This is a genomic window from Nocardioides caricicola, from assembly GCF_039541135.1.
GTDB classification, from domain to species: Bacteria; Actinomycetota; Actinomycetes; order Propionibacteriales; family Nocardioidaceae; genus Nocardioides; species Nocardioides caricicola.
In genome coordinates this window covers 327,871-349,447 of record NZ_BAABFQ010000003.1, presented here as the reverse complement: position 1 = coordinate 349,447, position 21,577 = coordinate 327,871, and the positions used below count along the sequence as shown (strand labels likewise).

Sequence of the window (21,577 nt, the reverse complement as noted above, 5' to 3'; positions counted from 1 at the left end):
GCACATGCCCGTCCAACGGCGGAAACTCGGATGCGTTCCGCGTCGCTGTGGGTCATTCTCGAGAACTATGGACATCCGCCAGGTGACGTGGGACGACGCCGACGCCGTGCGTCGCACCACCGCTGTCAGCGAGGCGGTGCGGATGTTCGAGGAGCCGTGGTCGCACCCGAAGCTGCCCGAGGCGACGGCCCTGAGCATGCGCCACGGCTGGGACGGCGAGCCCAGCGACCACTTCCTGGTCACGGTGGACGGCGCCGACGTCGCGGTCGCGTCGTACGAGACGGCGACGTACGACAACCTGCACGTGGCATGGTTCGGCGTCGACGTGCACCCCGAGCACCGCCGGCGGGGCCATGGCTCCGCGGTCGTCGAGGTCCTGCTGGACCGGGCGCGCAGCGACGGCAAGACCTCGGTCGGGATCGACAGCTGGGACCTGCCCGGGCCGGAGGCGTTCGCGGCGCGGCACGGGTTCGAGCGCAAGCAGGTCTCGGTCAACCGGCGCCAGGTCCTCGCGAAGGTCGACCGGTCCGAGCTCGACCGGCTGCACGCCGCCGCTCTCGCCGCCGCGGCGGACTACGAGCTCGTCCGCCGGGTGGGCGCGACCCCGGAGGACGAGCTGCCGGTGGTGGCGAGGCTGACCGAGGCGATCAACGACGCGCCGCTGGACGACCTCGACATCGAGGACGAGGCGTACCCGCCCGAGCGGATCGTGGCCTACGAGGCCGCGCAGGCCGGGCAGGGCCACGTGCTCCACCGCGTCTACGCCCGCCACCGGGAGACCGGCGAGCTCGCCGGTCACACCGTCGTCGCGGTCGAGGGCCTGCGACCGTGGATCGCGCACCAGCACGACACGTCGGTCGTCCGGGCGCACCGCGGCCATCGGCTCGGCGTGCTGCTCAAGACCGAGATGGTGCGCTGGCTGGCCGAGGTGCAGCCGCAGGTCGAGACGATCGACACCTGGAACGCCGAGTCCAACGACCACATGATCGGCGTCAACGAGGCGCTCGGCTACGAGGTCCTCTCGCGGGCGTTCTCCTACCAGCGCTCGCTCTAGACGATGTAGGACCGGGTGCGCCGCAACTCGTCCGCTGCCTGCCGCACCACCCGCGAGACCAGCTCCTCGCAGGTCGGCAGGTCGTCGATCACGCCGACGACCTGCCCGCTGGCGAGCACGCCCGCGGAGGTGTCGCCCTCGACCAGGCCGGCCTTGAGCATCATCGGGGTGTTGGCAGCCAGTGCCATCTGCCCGAGGCTGCGCCCCTGCGCCTTCTTCATCGCGCGGCCGTCCTTGGCGAGGCCGGCCCAGGACATCCCGCTGGTGCGCTTGAACTCCAGGGTCCGGCGCACGGTCGGGCCGAGCCGCCTGAGCGCGCTGGTGCCCTCGAGCTCCTCGACGAGGTCGGTGCGCAGCATCCGGTGCGGCATCCCGTCGACCTTCGCGGTCACCACGGTGTCGGTCAGGCCCTTCTCCAGGTAGAGCCGCTTGACCGCGTCGGGCACCGCCGAGTCCTGGGTCAGCAGGAACCGCGTGCCCATGCCGATCCCGGCGGCGCCGTACGACAGGGCGGCCGCGAGGCCACGGCCGTCGAAGAAGCCGCCGGCGGCGACCACGGGGATGTCCACGGCGTCGAGGACGGTCGGCAGCAGCAGGGTGGTCGGCACCGGACCGGTGTGGCCACCGCCCTCGCCGCCCTGCACCATCACGGCGTCCGCGCCCCACGACGCGACCTTCACGGCGTGCTTGGCGGCGCCGATCGACGGCATCACCACGATGCCGTGCTCCTTGAGCTTGGCGATCAGCTCGGGCTTCGGCGCGAGCGCGAACGACGCGACCTTCACGCCGTGGTCGATCAGCAGCTGGCACCGGTCGGGTGCGTCCGTCGCGTCGGCGCGCAGGTTGACGCCGAACGGCTGGTCGGTGCGGCCCTTGACCTCGACGATCGCGGCCTCGAGCTCGGCGAACGTCATGGTCGCGCTGGCCAGGATGCCGAGCCCGCCCGCGTTCGCCGTACCGCTGACCAGGCGCGGGCCCGAGACCCACCCCATCCCGGTCTGCACGACCGGGTGCCGGACACCGACGAGGTCGGTGAACGGGGTACGGAGCAGCTGGTCGATCACGATGCCGTCTCCTGGGGGACCTCCTTGAAGCGCAGACCCTTCGGGTCCAGCACCTCGCGGATGATGATCAGCTCCTCCATCGTGGGCTCGCGCGTGGTCGGGACCTCCGCGGGGACGTCGAGCTCGAAGCCGGTCGCCTCACGCACCTCGTCGACGGTCACGCCCGGGTGGACACTCAGCAGCCGGACGGTGTCATCGGGACCGTTGACGTCGAAGACCCCGAGGTTGCTGACGATCCGGTGGATGTCGTTGTAGCGCGCAGCGGCCGGCCCGGCCTCCTTCGCGAGCCGCGGCCCGACACCCGAGACGATGTCGACCCGCTCGACGAACACGCGAGGGGAGTGCTTCGGCACCCAGTACGACGTCCGGTTGTTGACGGTGTTGCCGGGGGCGCCTCGGCTGCCGAGCAGCTGTCGCTTCGGCTGCGCCCAGTCGCCGATCGCCGAGATGTTCTGGTTGCCGTGCCGGTCGACCTGCGTGGCGCCCATCATCACGTGCCGCTTGCCGTAGGCGACCACGTCGAAGACCTTGCGGAACGGGATCCAGCCCTCGACCACGTCGCCCTTCGCGAACAGCGGCGGCACGCCCGCGAGGAACAGCGACTCGCCGTCCGAGATCACGAGGTCCGGGTTGCTGGTCAGCTTGGCGAGCCGGACGCCGAGCATCGGCAGCAGCCCCATCGGGCTGCCGAAGATCTCACCGTCGTCCTTGAACGCGTCCGCGATCGCGGCGGCGCACACGTCGGCACGAGTGGCGTCCATCAGCTCTCCTCCCCGAACGCCGCCACGGCGGCCTGGTAGGCGGTCTCGTCGCCGCTGAGGAAGCGCTCCTCGAAGGCGGCCCACTCCTCGTCGGTCCCGCCCGCGGCCGCGGCGTACGCCCGCTGGAACTTCTCGTCCCGCTCGTAGTCGGGGGAGCAGGTGGTGAAGTGCGCGCCGTTCGGGGCCTCGATCACGCCGGTGACCATCATCCGGTGCAGCAGCAGCCGCTGGACCGGGGTGTCGACGGTCAGGCCCGCGGTGTCGACGACCTGCTCGACGCTCACGTAGCAGCGGTCGGCGGCCATCGCGAAGAGGTCGTCGAAGTACGGGTCCGGGCCGAGGTACGACGCGTTGCCGTGCTGGTCGGCGCGATTGAGGTGCACGAGCGCCACGTCGAGGTGCAGCGCGGGGACGGCGACCAGCTCCTCGTGCTGACCGTCCGGGCCGGCGTACGGGCTGGTGACGGTCTTGATCCACGGCTGGTTGACCAGGACGTCGGAGCCGAGGCCCGCGCGCATCGGCAGGAAGGGCAGTCGCTGCGCCGCGGCTCGGAGGCCGGTCTGGAACATGCCTTCGTCGAGCTCGACGAGCTCGGGGATCGAGCCCTCCTGGCGGGCCTTCTGGAAGTTCGGCTCCAGCGGGACCGAGTCGAGGCTGACGAACGCGTAGACGAGCTTGCGGATCTTGCCGGCGCGGGCGAGCAGGCCGACGTCGGCGCCGCCCCAGCTGACGATGGTCAGGTCCTTCAGGTCGGAGCGGAGGATCGCCCGGACCAGTGCCATCGGCTTGCGGCGCGGCCCCCAGCCGCCGATGCCGATGGTCATGCCGTCGTGCAGCTCGCCCACGACCTCGTCGATCGTCATGCGCTTGTCGCGCGGTCCCTTGGTCATCGCTTGCTCTTGTCCGTCCCTGCGAAGTCGTCGCGGAGCTCGTCGCTCACGCCGTTGAGGTTGAGCTCGAACGTGAAGCCCTGCTCGAAGCGGTAGCTCTTGTTCACGTCGATCGGGTCGATGCCGTTGAGGCACTCCTTGGCCGCCCGGATCACCCGGGTGTCGTGGACAGCGATCTCGCCGGCCACCTTCAGCGCGGCGTCGTCCAGCTGGTCGCGGGGGACCACATCCAGGACCGAGCCGAACTGCACCAGGTCGGCGGCCTTGATCGTGCGCGCGGTGAAGTACAGCGTGCGCATCATGTGCTGCGGCACCAGCCGAGCCATGTGCGTGGCGGCGCCGAGCGCGCCCTGCTTGACCTCGGGCACGCCGAAGAAGGCGTCGTCGCTCGCGACCACGCAGTCGGCGTTGCCGACCAGACCGACGCCGCCGCCGAGGCAGAAGCCGTTGACCGCGGCGACCACGGGGACCGCGCACTCGTAGACCGCCTTGAACGCGGCGAAGCAGCCCTTGTTGGCACCGATCAGCGCGTCGAAGCCGGTGGTGCTCTGCATCTCCTTGATGTCGACGCCGGCGTTGAAGCCGCGACCCTCGGCGCGGAGCACGACGACCCTGGTGTCCAGGTCGCGCCCGGCCTCGTCGAGGGCGGCGGCGACGTCGAACCAGCCCTGCACGGTCAGCGCGTTCACCGGCGGGGCGTCCATCGTCACGACCCGGATGCCGTCCGGCCGGAGTTCGGAAGTGATGGGCACGTGATCTCCTCTACCAAGCAAGTGCTTGGTAGGCTATCACCATGACGCTCGCCGTGGACCTCACCGGACGGGTCGCGCTCGTCACGGGCGGGACCCGTGGCATCGGGCTCGGGATCACCCGCGCCCTGCTCGCCGCCGGCGCGAGCGTGGTCACCTGCTCCCGATCCGACGTCGAGCCCGTGCCCGGCACGACGCACCGCGTCTGCGACGTACGCGACCCGGACGCCGTCCAGGCCCTGGTCGGCTCGCTCGACCGGCTCGACGTGCTGGTCAACAACGCCGGGGGAGCGCCGGCGGCCGAGGCCGCCACGGCCTCCCCGCGCTTCCACGACAAGATCGTGGGGCTGAACCTGCTGGCGCCGCTGCTGTGCTCCCAGGCCGCGAACGCGGTGATGCAGCAGCAGGACTCAGGCGGCGCGATCGTCAACATCTCCTCGGTCTCCGCGAGCCGGCCGGCGCCCACCGTGGCGGCGTACGGCGCGGCCAAGGCCGGCCTCGACTCGCTGACCACCTCGCTGGCGATGGAGTGGGCGCCGAAGGTGCGCGTGAACGCGATCGACGTCGGCCTGTGCCGCACCGAGCAGACCGACGACCACTACGGCGACGACGCGTCCGTGGCGGCGATCGAGCGCACCATCCCGATCGGCCGGATGGCGCGGCCCGAGGAGGTCGGGAACGTCGCGGCGTTCCTGGCCAGCGACCTGGCGTCGTACGTCTCCGGCGCGACGGTCGCGTGTCACGGCGGGGGAGAGACGCCCGCCTTCCTGTTGGTCCAGAAGGGACTCTGATGAGCAAGCTTCTCGAAGGTCGCGTCGCGATCGTCACCGGCGCGGGCCGCGGCATCGGCCGCGCGCACGCGCTCGAGCTCGCCCGGCACGGCGCGGCCGTGGTCGTCAACGACTACGGCGTCTCGCTCGCCGGGGAGGGCACGGGGGAGTCCCCGGCCGACGAGGTGGTCGCCGAGATCGAGGCGGCCGGTGGCCGCGCGGTGGCCAACGGGGCGGACGTCGCCGACTTCGCGCAGGCGGCCGCGATGGTGCAGCAGGCGATCGACACGTTCGGCGGGCTGGACATCCTGGTGAACAACGCCGGCTTCGTGCGTGACCGGATGCTCGTGAACACGTCCGAGGAGGAGTGGGACGCGGTGATCCGCGTCCACCTCAAGGGGCATTTCGCGCCGCTGCGGCACGCCGGCGCCTACTGGCGCGCCGAGGCCAAGGAGGGTCGCCAGCGCGCGGCCCGCGTCGTCAACACCTCGTCCGGCGCCGGCCTCCAGGGCTCAGTGGGTCAGGCGACGTACTCCGCCGCCAAGGCCGGCATCGCCGGCCTCACGCTCGTGGCCGCGCAGGAGATGGGCCGGTACGGCGTCACCGTCAACGCGATCGCACCGGTCGCCAAGACCCGGATGACCGAGGGCGCCTTCGACACCTCGGACATGGCGCTGCCCGAGGACAACTCCCCGGTCGTCGCCTGGCTCGCCTCCGAGGAGGCCGGCGACGTGACCGGCCGGGTCATCGAGATCGAGGGCGGCAAGATCACCGTCGAGAACGGCTGGGCCCACGGACCCGCGCACGACCTCGGCCGCCGGTGGGAGGCGGCCGAGGTCGGGCCGGCACTGCGCGACCTGCTCACGGCCGCGCCGACGCCGGAGCCGGTGTACGGGGCCTAGGTCACAACTCCGGTCGGCGTCGACTGACGCGAGGTGTCGCCGATTGCATTGGTGGCCGTGACGCGCGCCCGAAGCCGATGGCCGACGTCGTCAACTGTTGTCACGTACGTCGATGAGTCGGCGCCGTCGATCTCGGTGCAGGCGCCTGCAGACGTGTCGCAGCGCAACCACTGGTAGGCGTAAGCGGTGGGGTTGTCGTTCCAGGTTCCCGTCGTGACGCTGAGGATGCCGCCGACCGTGGTGCTACCGCTGGCGATGGGTTGGCTGGTCGATCGCGGCGCTCCGATGATTCCTGTGGGAGTCGAGTGCCGAGCGCCGCCGCCGGAGGCGTTGCTGGCAGTGACGGCCACCCGGAGCCGATGACCCACGTCGTCGAGAGTGGTGACGTAGGTCGAGCTTTCGGCACCCGCGATCACGTCGCAGCTCGCCGCGTCCGTGTCACAACGGAGCCACTGGTACGCGTAGCCAGACGGACTTCCTGTCCACAACCCTTCGCGAACCGTGAGTGTGCTCCCGGTGGCCGGGTCGCCTTCGATGTAGGGCTGCTGGGTAGAAGACGGCGAGCCGATCAGCCCGCTGGGCGAGGACTGGCGGGAGTTGCCACCGACGCTGTTGATCGCGGTGACGTTGGCCCGGAGACGGGAACCGATGTCGCTGTCCGTGGTGACGTACGTGGACGCCTGCGCGCCGGGGATCTGTGTGCAGTTGGATGCACCCGAGTCGCATCGCAGCCACTGGTAGGTGAAGCTGCTCGGTGAGCCCGACCACGTCCCGTCGCTGACCGACATCGTGCTGCCGACACTCGTCGAACCACTCAGCTGCGGTTGCGTGAGTGATCCCGGAGCCCCGATGAGGCCGCTCGGCCCGGAGGTCCGCGAGGTGCTGCCGGATGCGTTGGTCGCCGTCACGTTGGCGCGCAGGTAGAAGCCGGAGTCGGAGGGGGTGCTCACATAACTCGAGGCCTGGGCGCCGCTGATCGGCGTACAGCTCGAGACTCCTCCGTCGCAGCGCAACCACTGGTAGCCGAATGAACTGGGGGAGCCGGACCAGGTGCCGTCGCTGACGGAGAGCGTGCTGCCGACCGCCGACGAGCCGCTCACCACCGGTTGGGTGAGCGAGCCGGGCGCACCGACGGTGCCGCTGGACGTCGACATCCGACTGTTGCTGCCGGCCGCATTGGTGGCAGTGACGGTGGCTCGCAGCTGGAAGCCGGAGTCCGCGCCGGTGATCACGTAGCTGCTCCCCGCAGCTCCGCCGATCGGACTGCATGCCGCAGCGGAGGTGCATCGCTGCCATTGGTAGCTGAACGAGGTGGGGGAGCCGGACCACGTACCGTCCGTAACAGACAGCGTGCTCCCAGTACTGGTCGTCCCGCTCACGACTGGCTGGGTAAGCGAGCCCGGGGCTCCGATCACGTCCGAGGGAGTGGAAAGTGATCCGGTGCTGCCGATGCTGTTCGTCGCCGTCACCGTCACGCGCAGCAGCATGCCGACGTCGTCCGGAGTGGAGATGTATTCATCGCTCTCGGCGCCCGCAATCGGCGCGCACGTCCCGGAGCTGCACCGCTGCCACTGGTACTCGAAAAAGCTCGGCTCGTGGTTCCACTGACCGTTGGTCGCCGAGAGCGTGGAGCCCACCACTGTGGATCCCTGCACGGCCGGCCGGGTGACATTCGTCGGTGCATCGCTCTGCAGGGTCGCGTCGATGCCGGTCACGTGCTGGTCCAGGGCGACCGAGACGAGGTCGGCATCGCTGGGGTCGAGCTTGTTGTCGTAGAACTCGGTGCCGTAGAAGCAGCCGCAGTCCTGGAACCCGACGACGTACTCGAACTGGTCCGTCGGGTTGTCCGGGTCGCCGAGGCCGCGGATCAGGTAGGTGCCGTTCGCGTCGGTGCAGCCCTCGCCGTAGCTGCCGGTGGAGAAGTCGATCGCGACCACACAGATGTCCGGGATCGGCTCGTCGGCCTCGTTGAGGACCGTGCCGGCGATGGTGCCGAACGGCGCGATCTCGACCATCGTGGCGTCCACGCCCGGCTCGACGAGCCCGTCGGTGACGGTGATCGGGGTGGCGGTCTGGTAGCTGCCCTCGCCGTCGAACCACTGCTCCTCGTACTGGTTCGCGCAGTCGAAGAAGTCGACGTACCACGTCCCTGGCGGCAGCTCGAGGAAGTACGTCCCGTCGGCCGCCGTGAAGACCTGCGGACCGTCCGGCTCCGGTCCGGGGTCCTGCGTCGCGGTGACGCAGATGTCGCGGATCGGCAGCCCGTCCTCGTCGACGACCGTGCCCTCGACGCCGGTGGCGGCGTTGAGCCGGAGGTCGATGGAGCCCATGTCGATCTCGTGCGTGATGTCGTCGGCGAAGCCGTCGACCGCGATGTAGTACGTCGTGCCAGGAACGGGCTCGAACGTCGCGACGCTCGTCTCGTCGCTGTACTGGTCGTTCTCGGCGACCAGGTCGAGGCCAGTGAACGGCGACGGCGTGCCGTCGTAGATCGACAGCGTCGTGTCGAAGCTGCTCCCGGCGAGGCTGACCGACACCCGGTCGGGCAGACCGCTGCTCGGCGCGGTCCACTCGTACCAGACCGACGCGCCCTCGATGAACCCGAGGTGGTCGGGCTCACCGACCTCGCGGGTGGCGTTGACGTTGTCGCCTGTCGCCACGATCGGCATCGGGCCGGCCAGCACCTGCCGGTCGGCGATGTCGTCGTTCGCCGGAGCGCCGTTGTCCACGACGGCGGTCTGGGCTGACGTCGCGGTCGCGGTGCCGATCGAGTTCTGGGCCGTGACCTCCACCTGGAACCGGTAACCCTCGTCGGCCGGGGCGATCCGGTAGCGACGAGCGTCGCCGTCGTCGGCGGCCACGCAGCCCGTGCCGTCGGCCTCGCAGCGGAACCACTGGAACGTGAAGACGCTCGGCTCGTGGACCCAGGTGCCGTGGGACGCCTTCAGCAGACCTCCGACGCGGGCCTTGCCGGCGATCGTCGGGACCGAGAGGTTCTCCGGCGGGTCGTGCTGGAGCACGGCGTCGATGCCCGTGACGTGCTCGTCGAGGCGTACGCCGACCGGGTCGACGTCCCCGTTGATCTTGTTGTCGTAGTTCTCGTCGCCGTAGAACCCGCTGCAGTCGGAGTACGACACGTCGTACTGGACGACGTCGTCGGGGAAGTCGGGATCGCCGAGTCCGCGGACCAGGAAGGTGCCGTCGTCGGCGGTCCAGGTGCTGCCGCCGAAGCCGCCGCTGTCGAGCATCACGTAGACGCAGATGTTGGGGAGCGGGTCGCCCTGCTCGTTGGTGACGGTCCCGGCGATCGAGCCGAAGTCGACCAGCCGGGTCAGGGTGGCGTCGATCTCGGGGGTGAGGGTCTCGGCGCTCACGTGGACCGGGGTCGCGTCCTCCTCGTCGTTGGCGAGGTCGAACCACTGGTCCTGGTACTCGTAGGCGCAGTCGGTGTAGTCGACGATGTAGTTGCCGGGGTCGAGCGGCATCAGGTACGTGCCGTCGGCGGCCGTGAGCACGCTGTTTCCGGTGTCGCCCGTGGCGGTCACACAGATGTCGCGGATCGGGTCGCCGTTGGTGTCGGTCACGGTCCCGGAGATGCCCGACACCGCGGCGAGCTTCAGGTCGATGGTGCCCTCGAAGGGGCGGGAGTTCGTGCTGTCCCAGGAGCCGTCGATCGCGATGTAGTACGTCGTCCCCGCGACCGGCTCCCAGGTCACGACCTCGCTGGCGCTGGAGAGGTAGCTGTCCTGTGCGACGAGCTCGAGGTCGGCGAACACGGGCGAGGTGCCGGTGTACACCGAGATCGTCGAGAGGTAGTCGCTGGCGGAGGTGTCGATCTGGGCCATGTCGATGGCACTCGCGCCGCTGGGTGCGGTCCACTGGTACCAGACCGAGGCGCCGATGGTGAACCCGCCGTGCGCGGGCTCACCGGGCTCGCGGGTCGCGTCGACGTTGGTGCCGATCACGTGGACCGGCAGCGAGCCCGACAGGGTGGTGCGGTCGGCGATGTCGTCGTTCTCGGGCGGGCCCGAGCCCACGATGCCGCTCAGCGGTGCCGTCGCGGTCTCGCTGCCCACCGTGTTGGTCGCGGTGACGTCGACCCGGATCCGCTGGCCGGCGTCGCCCGGCGTCACGAAGTAGCTGGCACCGGCACTGTTCACCGGGTTGCAGGTGACCCCGGACGGGTCGCAGCGGTACCACTGGTAGTCGTACGTCGCCGGGTCGTGCGTCCACTGACCGGGGTCCGCCCGCAGGGTGACCCCGACCTGCGCGACACCGTCGATCGCGGGCAGCACCTCGTTCGTCGGCGGGTCGCTGTGCAGGACGGCGTTGACGCCACCGTGGTCGGTGCCGAGGGTGACCGGAACGCCGTCGGCGGTGGCGAGGTCGAGCTTGTTGTCGTAGAACTCGGTGCCGTAGACGCCGCTCGAGCAGTCCTGGTACCTGACGCGGTAGCTGCCGGTCGACATGCCGCCGACCGTGTAGGTGCCGTCCGCCCGGTTCTCGATCTCGTTGCCGAGCTGGACGCCGTTCGCGTCGTACGTCGACACGCAGATGCCGGTGACGGGCTGGTCGTCCTCGTCGGTGATGAGGCCGGAGATCGTTCCCCAGCGAGCCAGGGTCGCGCTGGCGCGCACGGTCGAGTCGGTCGGCACGGTGATCGTGTCAGCCGTCGCCTGGTCCGGCTTGCCGTCGTACCACTGCTCGCGGTAGAGGTCGTCGCAGTCGAGGTACTGGACGTCGTAGTCGCCGGCTGCGACACCGAGGTCGAAGAAGCCGTACGCGTCGGTGAAGTCCTGGGCAGCCACGACCGACGTGTCGTCCTCGAACGCGGTGACGCAGATGTCCCGCAGGGGAGCGCCGCCCCCGTTGGTGACCCGGCCTGTGATCAGGCCGTCGTCGGGCAGCAGCTGGTCGAGGTCCGTGACCACGTCGCCCTGGTCGACGAACACGTCGTCGGCGGCGCTCAGGTCGGTGCGGGAGTGCCACCAGAGGTCCTGGAAGGCCGGGCCGGGGCCGCACGAGTAGAAGGACACCGCGTAGTTGCCCGGCGCGACCGGGGCGGTCCACCCGCCGTCCACGGCGGTCGTCGTGCCACGCACCAGCGAGCCGCCGGACTGGTAGACGTCGACACACACTCCTGCGCGCGCGCTGCCGGCGCTGTCGGTGACGTGGCCGCCGATCTCCGCGGCGTGGAACATGCTGGCGTCGATCGACGGCGTCGTGCTGCCGCTGGTCACGGTGATCGGGTCGGCCTCGCTCACGGTCAGGGCCTGGTCGTACCACTGCGTCGTCAACGGGTTGACGGCCGTGTTGCAGTCGGTGAACCGCACGATGTGGTCGGTGCCCGGCGGCACGTTCGGGATCGTGTAGTCGCCGTTGGCATCGGTGAAGACCGTCGGTGACGTGTACGACGGGCCGACGGCGCGGACGCAGATGTTCGCGATGCCGGGACCGACCTGCCACTCGCGGACGGTGCCGGAGATGGCGCCCGGCGCGACACCGAGCCCGGCGTCGATCCCACCGGTGTCGCTGCCCTCGGTCACCACGACGAGGTCGGCGTCGGCGACGTCCTGCGCGTCGTCGTAGTACTCGGGTGCGAACGCGGAGTTGGGCGCGCAGTAGCCGCCGAAACGCACGCGGTACGAGCCGCCGTCGAGGCCCGTCACGGTGTACTGGCCACTGGCGTTGGTCGTCGCCTGGGCCTCGAAGCCGTTGTCGGGTTCGCCGACCATGGTGACCCGGACGCAGATGTCGGCCACCGAGCTGGCGCTGCCCGCGTCGTCGGGGCTGAGGACGCCGGAGATGCTTCCGCCTGGATCCATGGTGGCGTTGACGTGGAGCGTCTGGCCGTTCGCGATCGCGATGTCGGGCGCCGCGGCCAGCGTCTGCGCGTCGCCGTTGTACTCACCGGCGTACGTCGTGGTGCCCATGCAGTTGTAGAACTTCAGGTGCCGGTCCGGTCCGGCCTCGACGCTGTTGATGATGTACTCGCCGGTCGGGTCGGTGTACCCGGTCGTCGAGACCTGCTCGCCGGTGTCGTCGACGGCGATGACGCAGAACCCGTCGACACCGCCGCCTCCGGGCGCGGTCACGAAGCCGTCGATGCTGCCCTGCCCGCTGAGCTCGGCGAGTCGGAGCCGGATCGAGCCGCTGCCGTAGGCGTTGCCGTCGCAGCAGCTGTCGACGGCGAAGTAGTAGACGGTGTCCTGGGTCGGCTGGAACCGGAGCCGGCTGTGCCCGGCCGCCTGGTCGAAGTCGTCGTCACCGACGACCTCGGTGAGGTCGGTGAGACCGGGCCCGCCGGTGAACACGGTGAGGACGGTGTCGAACTCGGAGCCGCGGGTGGTCAGCAGCATCTCCGACGGGCTCGGGACGTCCGGCGACGTCCACTGGTACCAGACCGACGCGGTCGGGGCGTAGTCGACGTTGTCGTCGGTGATGTGCCGGACCGGCTCGCCGTCCTGCGTTGTGGCGTCGACGTTGGTGCCGGTGACGACGCCGGGCCCGCTCAGCACCTGGGCGTTCTCGAAGTCGTCGTTCGCCGGCGGAGCGGCCAGCGCGGCGGTCGGCGTGAGTGCCACCGCGAACGTCGCCACCAGGGTGGCGAATGCCGTTGCAAGAGCGGTTCTGGTCCCGGAAACGCGCACCGCTGACCCCTAGATAGTCCCGACTACGCTCCCCATGAGCGACGAAGCACCGGCCGCTAGCGGCTCGAAGTTAGCAACGCTGTTCCGGACGCACTCCGTTTTCCGCGGAACTCGTCAGCCGGACTAGGGCAGTCAGCCGAGCGGCTTCGTGCCGCAGCGGCTGAACCACGGGAGCTGGCCGAGGGCGGCACGCACGGTGATGCTGCGCTGGCCGGTGCGCTCCGGTCCCGTGCCGTGGAGCCGCCAGCAGCCTTCGGGCAGGTAGACGGAGCGTCCGGTCGCGCCCTTCTCCACCACCGGGGCGACCAGCAGGTCGGGCCCGAGGAGCCACTCCTGGTCCTGGTGCCACCCGGCCCGGTCGTCGGGGTGCTGCCACCACAGCGGCCGCGTGGGCGGTGCGCCGGTCCGGTCCGCCTGCTTCCACAGCTTGGTCAGCAGCGGCCGCGCACGCAGGTGCAGGTTCGAGAGCTGCTTGTAGATCCGCACCGTCTGCGCGTCGTAGGTCCACGGTGCGTGGGTGCCGTTCTTGCCGCTGCCGTGCAGACGGAAGACCGGGCTCAGCGCGGCCCACTCGGCCCACCGGAGGAACAGCTCCTTGGTGGTCGGCGGGGTCGAGTAGTCGAAGTACCCGCCGATGTCCGTCGCGTACCCGTACGCCCCGCCGACGGCGCGGCTCAGCATGTCGGTGGTCAGCGAGGCCAGGCCCGAAGCACGGTCCCAGTCCGTCGTCTCGTCCCCGGGGAAGTTCGCGTTCTCGTACGCAGCGGTGCCGGGCAGGCCCGTGTAGCCCGCGCGGGTGAAGAACCAGGGCTCGGCCCGCTCGGGGTGGCTGCGCTGGTAGCGGTCCAGCTCCTCCCGGGTGGCCTTGGCCATCAGCGTGAGGTAGTCGTTGTGCCGCGTGACGCCGGTGGTCCCGTCGGCGAAGTGCATGTCGAGCATGACCTGCTCGCCGTAGTCCGACATGAAGCCGTCGAACCCGAGGTCGAGGGTCTCCCGCACGCGGGCCTGCCAGAACGCGACGGCCTCGGGGTTGGTGAAGTCGATCAGCGCGAAGCGCCGCTTGTCGGTCCCCACGACGTAGTACGGCTCGCCACTCGCGTGCTCGACGGCGTAGCCGGCCTCGACCGGCGCGCTGCCGACGCTCAGCCACGGCCGCAGGTAGGACAGCACGTGGATGCCGCGAGCGCGGAGCTGCTTGATCATCCACGTCTGCACCTTCGGCCGCACCCAGCTGTGCAGCTCCATGCCGTGGTTGTGCACGGGGTCGGCGGGGAAGACCGATCCCTCGAGCCGGTACGCGCTCAGCGGCAGGTCGTGCTCGTCGATCTCGGCGAGGTCGTCGCGCAGCTCCGACTCGTATCGCTCGACGGTCTCGTCGAAGTTCCTCACCAGGCGGTCGAACATCGGTCCGAGCGCCCACCGGGGCGGGACCCGGTGCCGACCGGTGAGCTCGGTCAGGGTCCGGGTCGCCTGGCGGGGGCCGCCCGGAGCGACGATGTAGTCCAGGTGGGATGCGGAGGCGGTGACGTTCCACGCGTCCTCGCGCTCGACCGCGAGCTTGAAACGGGCGAGCTCCGGCTGGGGGAGCAGGAACCCGTAGTCCGTCGTGTAGAACATCGCCTGCGGGTAGTACGCGCCGGCCGGGCCGTTCGGGTACATGTTCCACGCGTCCGAGCCCGGAGCGGTGCTGTTGAAGTTCTGCTGGTTGACGAAGCTGGAGAGCACCCGCCCGCGCTGGTCCAGGCGGTCGTGCCGGCCCCCGAAGCCGAAGAAGCCGTCCTTCGCACCCGGGACGTCGGACGCCTCGAAGGAGTCGCCGAGCATGGCGACGCTGTCGGAGGGGACCGCGTCCACGCGCACCCGTACGGCGTCCTCGCCCTGGGCGCCGATCCGGACCACGAGCTCGCGTCCGGTCGGGTCGTTGGTCGCCAGGGTCAGGACCAGGTCGGCGCCGTCGTGCTCGACCGCGACGACGTCCTGGGCGGAGTACCAGGTGCCACTGCGGGTGCCGGACTTGAGGTTGGCGACCCACTCTCCCTGCGGGTACTGCTGCAGGGACTCGGTGCCGACCAGGAACGAGAGCGGCGAGTAGAGCGTCGTCGTGTCCTGGTTGTCGGCACCGGCGCCGATCGGGTCCTGGGTGACCGGCTCGGGGATCGTGTCCTCGGCCGCGTGGGCGACCTCGCGCAGCACGGTGGTGCCGGCGCCGTCGGTGACGCTGAGGCGGAACGGGCTCCGCTCGACCACCACGCGGGCGCCGCCCGCGTCGACGACCAGCGGATCGTCGGCGGCGTCCGGCCGGGCGGTCGCCGGCGCGGCGACGTACGTCAGGGGGACGAGCGTGAGGCCCAGGGCAGCGGCGGCCAGGGCGGCAGTGATGCGGGTCACGCCGCCAGGGTAGGTCCTGGCCGCTTCCTACGGACGGGGTCTGTCGGTTAAATCCGCTCGATGACGGTTCCGGTCGCCATCGCGCCGCCGGCGCACATCGAGATCAGCGCGGTGGAGCCGTCGCGGCGCTCCAGCTCGTGCAGGGCGGTGGTGATCAGCCGGGTGCCGGTCGAGCCCACCGGGTGACCGAGCGCGATCGCGCCGCCGTTCACGTTGACCTTGTCCATGTCGACCCGGTGCTGGCCAGCCCACGAGAGCACCACGGAGGCGAACGCCTCGTTGACCTCGAAGAGGTCGAAGTCCGAGATCGCCATGCCGGTGCGGTCGAGCACCCGCTGGGTCGCGTCGATCGGACCGTCGAGGTGGTAGTACGGGTCGGAGCCGACCAGGCAGTGGGTGCGGATCCGGGCGCGCGGGGTCAGGCCGAGGGCGCGGGCCTTGTCCTCGTCCATGATGAGCACGGCCGAGGCACCGTCGCTGATCTGGGAGGACGTGCCCGCCGTGTGCAGGCCGTCGGGCAGCACGGTCTTCAGTCCGGCGAGCCCGTCGAGGGTGGTCGCGCGGAGCCCCTGGTCGGCGTCGACGAGCCGGGTCTCGCCGGTCGGGTTGCCGTCCTCGCCGAGCACCGGGGCCTCGAGCGCGAAGATCTCCCGCTTGAACCGGCCCTCGTCGACGGCGACCCGAGCCTTCTGCTGCGAGGCGAGGCCGAACGCGTCGAGGTCGGCGCGGCTGAGCCCGCGGTTGCGCGCGATCCGGTCGGCCGCCTCGAACTGGTTCGGCATGTCGATCGACCAGTCGGCCGGACGCGGGTCTCCGGTGCCGGCCGGCACGTTCGCGCCCAGGCCGATGCGCGACATCGCCTCGACGCCGGCCGCGATGCCGACGTCGATGCTGCCGGCGGCGATCATGTCGTGAACGAGGTGGGCGGCCTGCTGGCCCGACCCGCACTGGGCGTCGACCATCGTCCCCGCGGTGTGCTGGGCGAGGCCCGCGTGCAGCCAGGCGCGGCGCACCATGCCGTTGGACTGCTCGCCGGCCTGCGTGACGCAGCCGGCGACGACCTGGTCGACCAGGTCGGAGTCGATCCCGGCGCGGGCGAGGACCTCGTTCATGGCCTGTCCGATCAGCACGGCCGGATGGACCCCGGCCAGCCAGCCCTTGCGCTTGCCGAGGGGAGTGCGGACGGCGTCGATGATGACCGGAGTACCCATGGGCCAAAACTAGAACACGTTCTTATCGGCCACAACCTTTGACTCCGTACCTTCGGTATGTATCCTCTGTCACTAGAACGTGTTCCACCCCGATCGCGAGGAGCTCCAGTGACCGCACCTGTCCTGCCGTCCGGATTCGACTTCACCGACCCGGACGTGAACCACCGTGCGATCCCGCACGACGAGTTCCGGCTCGCGCGCCAGAACTCCCCGATCGTGTGGGTAGAGCAGGAGCCGACGTGGACGTCGGGCTTCGCGCCGGAGGGACAGGCGGGCTACTACGCGGTCACCCGGCACGAGGACGTCGCCACGATCTCCAAGGACAGCAAGAACTGGTCCACCGCGGAGAACGGCGCGATCATCCGCTTCCCGACCGAGATGCTGCGCGAGCAGATCGAGCTGCAGCGCGTGATCCTGATCAACCAGGACCCGCCCGAGCACGCCACCACGCGCGGCATCATCTCGCGCGGCTTCACGCCCCGCTCGATCGCCGAGCTCGAGGACACCATGGTCCGGCGTGGCAACCAGATCGTGAAGGACGCCGTCGCGCGGGGCACCGGCAACTTCGTCGAGGAGATCGCTGCTGAGCTGCCGCTGCAGGCGATCGCCGACCTGATCGGCGTACCGCAGGAGGACCGGCACAAGCTGTTCGACTGGTCGAACCAGATGCTCGCGGGCGAGGACCCGGACTACGCCGGCAACCAGGACGTCGCGGCCGCGGAGATCCTCGGCTACGCCATGATGCTGGCCGCGGACCGGCGGGCGAACCCGCAGGACGACCTGATCACCAAGCTCATCAACGCCCACAAGGGCGAGCGCGGCCTGACCGAGGACGAGTTCGGCTACTTCGTGATCCTGCTCGCCGTGGCGGGCAACGAGACCACGCGCAACGCGATCTCGCACGGCATGAACGCCTTCCTCGACAACCCCGAGCAATGGGAGATCTGGAAGCGCGACCGGCCGGCGACGATGGTCGACGAGGTCGTCCGCTGGGGCACGCCGGTGAGCGTCTTCCAGCGCACGGCGCTGGACGACGTGGAGGTCTCCGGCGTGAAGTTCAAGAAGGGCGAGCGGGCGGCGCTGTTCTACGCCAGCGCCAACTTCGACGACGAGGTCTTCGAGGACCCCTTCACGTTCAACATCCTGCGCGACCCCAACCCGCAGCTCGGGTTCGGCGGACACGGCGCCCACTACTGCCTGGGCGCCAACCTCGCCCGGCAGGAGATCCGGGTGATCTTCAACGCCCTGGCCGACCACGCCCCGGACATCACCAAGCTCGCCGAGCCCTCGCGGTTGCGGCACTCCTGGATCAACGGGCTCAAGGACCTCCAGGTCCGGTACGGCTGAGCCGGGACCCGATCAGTCCCGGGCGGTCAGCACCAGCGGGCCGTCCGGGGTGATCGCGACCGTGTGCTCCATGTGGGCGCCGCGGGACCCGTCCTTGCTGCGCAGGGTCCAGCCGTCGGCGTCGGTGTAGATCTCGTCGGTGGTGTGCAGGAACCACGGCTCGATCGCGATCACCAGGCCGGCCTTGAGCTTGAGCCCGCGGTGCGGGCGGCCGTCGTTCGGCACGTGCGGCTCGCCGTGCATCGTGCGACCGACGCCGTGCCCGCCGAACTGCAGGTTGATGCCCAGCCCGGCGGCGCGCGCCACGCCGCCGATCGCGGCGGAGATGTCGCCGAGCTGGTTGCCGACGCGGGCCGCCTCGATACCCGCCTCGAGCGCCCGTCCGGCGGTCGCGATGAGGTCCAGGTCCTCCTGGCGCGGCGTACCGACCACGAGGCTGAGCGCGGAGTCGGCGACCCAGCCGTCGACGTTCGCCGCGAAGTCGACGCTGAGCAGGTCGCCGTCCTGGAGCGCGTAGTCGTGGGGGAGGCCGTGCAGGACCGCGTCGTTGACCGAGGTGCACAGCACCTTGCCGAAGGGCGAGGCGCCGAACGACGGGTGGTAGTCGATGTAGCAGGACTCGGCACCCCGGTCGCGGATCATCCGGTGCGCGATCTCGTCCAGCTCGAGCAGGTTCACGCCGACGTCCGCGGCCTCGGAGAGGGCGGTGATGACGTCGGCGACGAAGCGGCCGGCGGGCCGCATCTGCTCGATCTGGGCCGGGGTGCGGAGCTCGATCATGGGATCGACCCTATCCGCGCAGGGCTGATCTGCTGACAGCGGATTCGCTGGAACAGCGGCGCCGTACGCCGAACGCTGGGGACATGACCCAGACACCCTCGCTCGCCGGCCTGTCGGCCGCCGACAGACTGCTGCACCAACGCATCATCGTGCTCGGCCAGGAGGTCGACGACGTGATCGCCAACAAGATCTGCGCCGAGCTGCTGCTGCTCTCGGCCGAGGATCCCCACCGCGACATCGCGCTGTACATCAACTCGCCCGGCGGGAGCGTGTCGGCCGGGCTGGCGATCTACGACACGATGCGGCTGATCCCCAACGACGTCAGCACCCTGGCGATGGGGCTGGCCGCGAGCATGGGGCAGTTCCTGCTCTCGGCCGGTACGCCGGGGAAGCGGTACGCCCTGCCGCACTCGCGCATCCTCATGCACCAGGGATCGGCCGGCATCGGCGGCACCGCGATCGACATCGAGATCCAGGCCGAGAACCTCGAGCATGTGAAGAACGTGCTGCTCGACCTGATCGCCGACCACACCGGCCAGCCGCGTGAGGTGGTCGAGAAGGACTCCCTGCGCGACCGGTGGTTCACCGCCGAGCAGGCCAGGGAGTACGGCTTCGTCGACCAGGTCCTCACCGAGGTCGGCGCGGTGACGCCGTCCCGGCCGGCGGCGGCGTTCGGGGTGGTCCGATGAGCAGCTACCTGGTCCCGAGCGTCGTCGAGAAGACGCACCGCGGCGAGCGGGCGGTGGACATCTACAGCCGACTGCTGACCGACCGCATCGTGTACGTCGGCACCGAGATCGACGACGGTGTCGCCAACGTCGTCATCGCGCAGCTGCTGCACCTGGAGTCCGAGAGCCCGTCGTCGCCGATCGACCTGTACCTGAACTCGCCGGGCGGGTCGGTGACCTCGATGCTGGCGATCTACGACGCCATGCAGTTCATCCGCTCCGAGGTCGGCACGACGTGCGTCGGCCAAGCGGCCTCGTCGGCCGCGGTGCTGCTGGCCGCGGGAGCGCCGGGCCGGCGGATGGTGCTGCCGCACGCGCGCGTCGTGCTCCACCAGCCGTCCGGCGGCGGACAGGGCACGCTGCCCGACCTGGCGGTCCAGGCCAAGGAGATCGTGCGGGTGCGCGCCGAGATGGAGGAGATCCTGTCGCTGCACACCGGCCGTTCGGTGCAGCAGGTGCGTGAGGACACCGATCGCGACCTCGTGCTCACTGCGACGGAGGCGGTGTCGTACGGGATCGTGGACTCGGTGCTCGCGTCGAGGAAGGACCCTTCCGGAATGAACGGGGCGGCCTGAGCGGTTGGCGCTGGCATGACCTCCCTCGTCGACCGCGCCCTCGCCGCCCTCCGTCTCGAGCACGACGCCCTGGTGGCGCTGCAGCCGCTGACCGACGCCCAGCTCGCCGCCCCGAGCGGGGCCTCGGAGTGGACGGTCGCCGCAGCCCTGTCCCACCTGGGCAGCGGCGCCGAGATCGGCCGCCGCGCGATCGCGGCGGCGGCGGGGGAGCAGGTCGGCGCCGAGTCGAACGAAGAGATCTGGGCGCGCTGGGACGGCTCGTCGCCGGCCGAGCAGTCCGCGGCGTTCGTGGAGCACGATGCGGCGTACCTCGCGACGGCCGCCACCCAGGACGCGTCACTGATCGTCGACCTGGGCTTCCTGCCCGAGCCGGTGCCGTTCGTCGTGCCGGTCGCGATGCGGCTCAACGAGGTGGCGAACCACTCCTGGGACGTCCGGGTCGGGCTCGACCCGTCGGCCGAGGTGCTGCCGTCGTCGGCGGAGGTGCTGGTCGAGCTGTTCGAGGGCCCGCTGGCGTTCCTGCTCGGCTTCGCGGCCAAGCCCGACCAGGTGGCCGCGCCCGTGCGGCTGGCGGTCCCGGGCGGTGGCGTCGTGATCGACGGCGGGGTGTCGGTCGTGACCTCGCTGACCGATGCGACCGCGGAGCTCTCCGGGCCGGCCGGCGTGACGGTGCGGTTGCTCAGCGGCCGGCTGCAGCCGGGCGACGAGGTCTCCGGCAACGTCACGAACGACGAGCTGCGCCGGGTGTTCCCGGGCTACTGAGGCGAGCTACGCCGCGAGCGCGACGGGTCCGCGCAGCGTCCTGCTGACGCGGATCGTGAGGTCGACCAGGCGCAGGTCCAGCGCGCCGGCGACGGCGTGGAGGACCTCGGAGCTCGGCTCCTTGAGACCGCGCTCGATCTCGGAGAGGTACTGCGTCGACACTCCCGCGTCCTGCGCGACGTCGGCGAGGGTGCGGGTCTGGCTGGTGCGCTCCTCACGGAGCTCGCGGCCGACGGCCTCGCGCCAGAGCGGTTCGGGCTCGGTCGTCCGCGGAGCCGGGTCGGGTGCTGGAAACGCGATGAGCTCGCCCATGCCTGGAGCGTACGTCCCTCCGGGCATGGACGAGGCCGTGTTCACCGGTGGCGAACGGTCAGGCGGTCCAGTGGTCGTCCGCCGTGCCGTCGGTGTGGTCGGTGACGGTCTCCAGCAGCGAGGTCGCCGAGTGGGCGTTGCCGCTGGTGGACGCGGCGAGCAGCGCCTCCTCCGCCTCGCTCTCGGTGAGATCGGGCGGCACCACGAGGATGCGCAGGATCTGGGTCGCCGAGGTCTTGAGGAGGATCACGTGGGTGTCGTCCTTCGGGAACGACCCGACCTTGACGGTCCCATGCGCGACGGCGATCTTCCGCGGCGGCTGGTCCCAGTCGGGCGGGGAGATCACGGCACGCTGCACGCGCCCGGAGTCCGCCGGGAAGTTGTCGACCAGGTCGGCGAGCTCGACCGCGAGGTCGCGGCTCTGCGGCCACCACCCCCCGTCGAGCCGGTCACGGCCCGGGAACTTCGCGAGTCGGAGCCGCAGGAAGCTCCGGGCGGGCGGGGTGGATGGCGGGGTGGATGGCGGGGTGGGAACGATCGACGTCGACATGACGTCCGCCTCTCGACCGACTCGGGCCTCCAGAATGGATTCCTCGGTAGCGGTCATTCACCCCCAGTGTAGTCCGGGGGCGCG

The 21,577-nt window shown here is 70.5% G+C and carries 17 protein-coding genes; 7 read left to right on the top strand and 10 right to left on the bottom strand.

Annotation, left to right across the window (positions count from 1 at the left end; translation table 11 throughout):
• Positions 1-67: 67 nt before the first annotated feature.
• Positions 68-1,054 (top strand): GNAT family N-acetyltransferase, encoded by a 987-nt coding sequence (locus tag ABD875_RS03395; protein ID WP_345171201.1) that lies wholly within the window; start codon positions 68-70, stop codon positions 1,052-1,054.
• Here ABD875_RS03395 and ABD875_RS03390 read toward each other — a convergent pair.
• The 4 genes from ABD875_RS03390 to ABD875_RS03375 are packed head-to-tail and all read right to left on the bottom strand — an operon-like array spanning position 1,051 to position 4,521.
• Positions 1,051-2,118, bottom strand: a complete 1,068-nt coding sequence (locus ABD875_RS03390; RefSeq protein WP_345171199.1) for an NAD(P)H-dependent flavin oxidoreductase — start codon at positions 2,116-2,118, stop codon at positions 1,051-1,053. The two genes, ABD875_RS03395 and ABD875_RS03390, sit on opposite strands and share 4 nt — an antisense overlap.
• Positions 2,115-2,879, bottom strand: coding sequence for a CoA-transferase subunit beta (locus ABD875_RS03385; protein ID WP_345171197.1), 765 nt, complete (start codon positions 2,877-2,879; stop codon positions 2,115-2,117). The genes ABD875_RS03390 and ABD875_RS03385 overlap by 4 nt, the downstream gene beginning before the upstream one ends.
• A complete protein-coding gene (locus ABD875_RS03380) occupies positions 2,879-3,769 on the bottom strand; it encodes a CoA transferase subunit A (protein ID WP_345171195.1) in 891 nt (296 codons plus the stop codon). Before ABD875_RS03380 ends, ABD875_RS03385 begins: the two co-directional genes overlap by 1 nt.
• Entirely contained in the window at positions 3,766-4,521 is a 756-nt protein-coding gene (locus tag ABD875_RS03375; RefSeq protein WP_345171193.1) for an enoyl-CoA hydratase family protein, read from the bottom strand. Before ABD875_RS03375 ends, ABD875_RS03380 begins: the two co-directional genes overlap by 4 nt.
• 41 nt (positions 4,522-4,562) lie before the next feature.
• Here ABD875_RS03375 and ABD875_RS03370 point away from each other — a divergent pair, with 41 nt between their 5' ends.
• Positions 4,563-5,309, top strand: a complete 747-nt coding sequence (locus tag ABD875_RS03370) for an SDR family oxidoreductase (RefSeq protein ID WP_345171191.1) — start codon at positions 4,563-4,565, stop codon at positions 5,307-5,309.
• Positions 5,309-6,190 (top strand): SDR family oxidoreductase, encoded by an 882-nt coding sequence (locus ABD875_RS03365; RefSeq protein WP_345171189.1) that lies wholly within the window; start codon positions 5,309-5,311, stop codon positions 6,188-6,190. Before ABD875_RS03370 ends, ABD875_RS03365 begins: the two co-directional genes overlap by 1 nt.
• Here the strand turns inward: ABD875_RS03365 and ABD875_RS03360 are convergent.
• The 3 genes from ABD875_RS03360 to ABD875_RS03350 all read right to left on the bottom strand — a co-directional run bounded on the left by ABD875_RS03360 (position 6,187) and on the right by ABD875_RS03350 (position 16,439).
• Complete coding sequence (locus ABD875_RS03360) at positions 6,187-12,789, bottom strand: carboxypeptidase regulatory-like domain-containing protein (protein WP_345171187.1); 6,603 nt, start codon at positions 12,787-12,789, stop codon at positions 6,187-6,189. The genes ABD875_RS03365 and ABD875_RS03360 overlap by 4 nt on opposite strands.
• 183 nt (positions 12,790-12,972) lie before the next feature.
• Complete coding sequence (locus ABD875_RS03355; protein ID WP_345171185.1) at positions 12,973-15,228, bottom strand: TIM-barrel domain-containing protein; 2,256 nt, start codon at positions 15,226-15,228, stop codon at positions 12,973-12,975.
• Between the two features lie 47 nt (positions 15,229-15,275).
• A complete protein-coding gene (locus ABD875_RS03350) occupies positions 15,276-16,439 on the bottom strand; it encodes a steroid 3-ketoacyl-CoA thiolase (RefSeq protein WP_345171183.1) in 1,164 nt (387 codons plus the stop codon).
• A 108-nt stretch (positions 16,440-16,547) separates the two neighbouring features.
• On the opposite strand from ABD875_RS03350, the gene ABD875_RS03345 reads away from it, so the two are divergent.
• Positions 16,548-17,786: a cytochrome P450 gene (locus ABD875_RS03345; protein ID WP_345171181.1), complete on the top strand. Its 1,239-nt coding sequence runs from the start codon at positions 16,548-16,550 to the stop codon at positions 17,784-17,786.
• A gap of 12 nt (positions 17,787-17,798) precedes the next feature.
• Here ABD875_RS03345 and map read toward each other — a convergent pair whose 3' ends face one another.
• A complete protein-coding gene (gene map, locus ABD875_RS03340; protein WP_345171179.1) occupies positions 17,799-18,566 on the bottom strand; it encodes a type I methionyl aminopeptidase in 768 nt (255 codons plus the stop codon).
• A gap of 83 nt (positions 18,567-18,649) precedes the next feature.
• On the opposite strand from map, the gene ABD875_RS03335 reads away from it, so the two are divergent.
• The 3 genes from ABD875_RS03335 to ABD875_RS03325 are packed head-to-tail and all read left to right on the top strand — an operon-like array spanning position 18,650 to position 20,631.
• Positions 18,650-19,255, top strand: coding sequence for a ClpP family protease (locus ABD875_RS03335; RefSeq protein ID WP_345171176.1), 606 nt, complete (start codon positions 18,650-18,652; stop codon positions 19,253-19,255).
• The gene (locus ABD875_RS03330) at positions 19,252-19,869 is read left to right on the top strand and encodes an ATP-dependent Clp protease proteolytic subunit (protein WP_345171174.1); all 618 of its coding nucleotides are present in this window, start codon (positions 19,252-19,254) and stop codon (positions 19,867-19,869) included. Before ABD875_RS03335 ends, ABD875_RS03330 begins: the two co-directional genes overlap by 4 nt.
• Positions 19,870-19,884: 15 nt before the next feature.
• Positions 19,885-20,631, top strand: coding sequence for a maleylpyruvate isomerase family mycothiol-dependent enzyme (locus tag ABD875_RS03325; RefSeq protein ID WP_345171172.1), 747 nt, complete (start codon positions 19,885-19,887; stop codon positions 20,629-20,631).
• A gap of 6 nt (positions 20,632-20,637) precedes the next feature.
• Here ABD875_RS03325 and ABD875_RS03320 read toward each other — a convergent pair whose 3' ends face one another.
• Together ABD875_RS03320 and ABD875_RS03315 are read right to left on the bottom strand one after the other, a co-directional pair.
• Complete coding sequence (locus ABD875_RS03320) at positions 20,638-20,943, bottom strand: helix-turn-helix domain-containing protein (protein ID WP_345171170.1); 306 nt, start codon at positions 20,941-20,943, stop codon at positions 20,638-20,640.
• Between the two features lie 58 nt (positions 20,944-21,001).
• Positions 21,002-21,493 carry a DUF5994 family protein gene (locus ABD875_RS03315; RefSeq protein WP_345171167.1) on the bottom strand — a complete coding sequence of 164 codons (492 nt, stop codon included), beginning with the start codon at positions 21,491-21,493 and terminating at the stop codon, positions 21,002-21,004.
• Positions 21,494-21,577: the final 84 nt, after the last annotated feature.